This is a genomic window from Paenibacillus agaridevorans (genome assembly GCF_003112455.1).
GTDB lineage: Bacteria > Bacillota > Bacilli > Paenibacillales > Paenibacillaceae > Pristimantibacillus > Pristimantibacillus agaridevorans.
Map to the genome: position 1 here is coordinate 126223 of NZ_BDQX01000381.1, position 2612 is coordinate 128834.

Below are 2612 nucleotides of genomic sequence, written 5' to 3' on the forward strand. Positions count from 1 at the left end.
TGCGCGATACGCGGTCCCAGCTCGCGCTCCACCAGATGCAGCGCGACATCCAGACCCGACGTAACGCCTCCGCCGGTAACCAGATTACCGTCATCCACGACGCGGGCTTGCACGGGAGCGGCTCCGGTCGCTCCCAGCACGTCCATGCCCAAATGATGCGTCACTGCAGGCCTGCCCTCCAGAAGTCCTCCCATAGCCAGCAGAAGGGAACCTCCGCATACCGTAGCGACGACGACATCGGCTCTTTCAAGCGCCCGTTCGACGAGCCCCGTCAATTCCGTGCCCATGGCGCGAGCTAAGATGGTCGGAACGGAGTCCGGACCATCGCCCTCGACATCCCCGGAAGCGCCGGGGACGACAATGATGCCGGCTTTCTCCGGAGCCAGTCTGCCGGTCGCTTCGATCTTGAGCCCTCCTACGCCGCTTGCGACGGATCTGCTGCCTTCCGCAGTGACGAGCTCTACGACAATCGCGTCATCCGTATACTTGGCGGCAGCGCAGAACACTTCGTATGGCGCAATGGCATCCAACAAGTCGAAGCCGTCAAATAAAACGATTTGAACCGATAACATGAATGGAAATCCCCCTTTGATATATTGAAGCGGCTGAAGCCGTTTCGAATAATGCGATCATGTTGCGACTTGCCTTGCTCGAAGTGCGTGTTCAAAAAGTTCGGTTTTCAGCACAATAGCGTATGCTTCCGATGCTGCGTTTTTTTCAAAAACGCTGTAGAAGATTGAAGGAAGGTAGAAAGTGAGGAGCGGAGCGTAGTGGAGGCTACGTGAGCACCGGAAGTTTCGCCTGAATTCAATATTCGAAGTCGAGTAGGCAACGCGACCATACTTCGTGATCAAAAGCGGACTTTTTGAACAACCTCTCGAAGAAAATCATAACAAGAAAGTATCTCGAACCAAGCATCCAAGGGGTCACAGAACAGGAACAATCCGTCACAAAGCGGCAAGGGCAGCTTGGTTCTCGCGGGAATCGTGGTAAAGTAGGAGAGGAAGGTGGGATCGATATGAGTTTGATGCCAACGGTGCTAGTCGTAGACGACGATCCAAGCATCGTTGAATTGATAAAGGATTTCCTGGAGAACGAGAAGTTCGAAGTGAGGACCGCTTGCGATGCGGCCGAAGCGTGGAAGATATTCCAGCAGCAGGCCATTGACTGTCTCGTGCTCGATATCATGATGCCGGGGGAGAACGGCTTCGACTTGTGCAGACGGATTCGGAGGGACAGCGACGTGCCGATTCTCTTTTTAAGCGCGCGCAGCGACGACGTGGACAAAATCAGAGGGCTGACGCTCGGAGGAGACGATTACATCGTCAAGTCCGCTTCGCCGGGGAGATCGTGGCCCGTGTGAAAGCAGTATTGCGCCGCATGGGAAGCAAGCGGCTAAGCGTGGAGAACATCTTGGACTACGGACGCATTCAACTGAATTTGACAGCCAGGGAAGTCGTTATCGATGGAGAAAACGTTATGCTCACGCCGAAGGAATATGAGCTGTTGACGTTGTTCGCGGAGCATCCTCGCCAAGTATTCTCCTATGAGCAATTGCTGCAAAAGTTCTGGGAAAGCGTCGGGGACAAGCATACGGTAAGAGTCCATATCGGTCGGCTGCGGGACAAGATCGAGTCCGACCCGGACAAGCCGCGGCACTTGGTCAATGTTTGGGGCGTCGGCTACCGATTCGAAGGAGGCTGAGATGAAGACGCTACGCATTCGCAAGTTTTTGTTGTTATGTCTGTTCTTTTTTCTGCTGCTTCCTTGGGTCTTCTACTTGGGGGCGTTTTATATGGAGTATGGAACAATTCGGATTGCGACGGGAGGCGCGGACAAAACCAGCGTATTGCCCGTTCATGCGCTTATTGCAGGACTGCTGCTAGCGTTGTTCGTCGTGGCAATGAGAATGAGGAGGTATCTGCTTAAGCCTCTGGAAGGACTCGGCGCGGCGGCCCGGCAGGTCGCTGCCGGCGAACGGGAGATTGCGCTGCCGGCGGTTCGTTTGACCGAGATCGCCGAAGTTCGGGACGCTTTCGACGTCATGTTGAAGGCGCTCAGTCAATCCCGTCTGAAGCAAAAGGAGCTTGAGGAGGAACGCCGCTTCGTCATCGCGGCGCTGGCGCATGACCTTCGAACGCCGTTATTCGCGCTGCGAGGTTATTTGGACGGCCTGGAGCAAGGGATTGCCCGATCGCCCGAGAAGATGGCCCGCTACCTGTCCGTATGCAAGGAGAAGTCCGCGCAATTGGATCGGCTCGTGGAGGAGCTGTTCGACTTCGCGAAGCTGGATTACGTAGAGCCGGAGCTGAATGCGTCGTCCGTTGATCTGACCGCCGTGCTCCGGAGATCGATGGACAGCTTGAAGCCGCAGGCGGAGCAAAAGGGGATTATATTTGCCGCGGAGGGATTGGAGAGTCATTGCTCCATATGCGGCGAAGGCCACTTATTGGAACGCGCTTTCGTCAATCTGATGGAGAATGCCGTCCGACATACGCCCGAAGGAGGCGGGGGCGTCATCACTGTTCATTGTTACCGGGACGCCGGCCTCGTCCGCTTCGCAATCGGAGACACGGGCCCGGGTTTCGCGGCGGAGGAGCTGCAGCGGGTAT

2 protein-coding genes and 1 pseudogene are annotated in these 2612 nt (G+C 56.0%); 2 read left to right on the forward strand and 1 reads right to left on the reverse strand.

Translation table 11 applies throughout. The features are described 5' to 3' along the window. The coding region (locus PAT3040_RS29320; RefSeq protein ID WP_181376908.1) for a DJ-1/PfpI family protein at positions 1-572 on the reverse strand (572 nt) is incomplete at its 3' end. 446 nt (positions 573-1018) lie between these two features. Here PAT3040_RS29320 and PAT3040_RS29325 point away from each other — a divergent pair. Both PAT3040_RS29325 and PAT3040_RS29330 read left to right on the forward strand, forming a co-directional pair. Further along, positions 1019-1704 (forward strand): annotated as a pseudogene (locus tag PAT3040_RS29325) (response regulator transcription factor). Position 1705: 1 nt separating this feature from the next. Next, the coding region (locus PAT3040_RS29330) for a sensor histidine kinase (protein ID WP_258235214.1) at positions 1706-2612 on the forward strand (907 nt) is incomplete at its 3' end.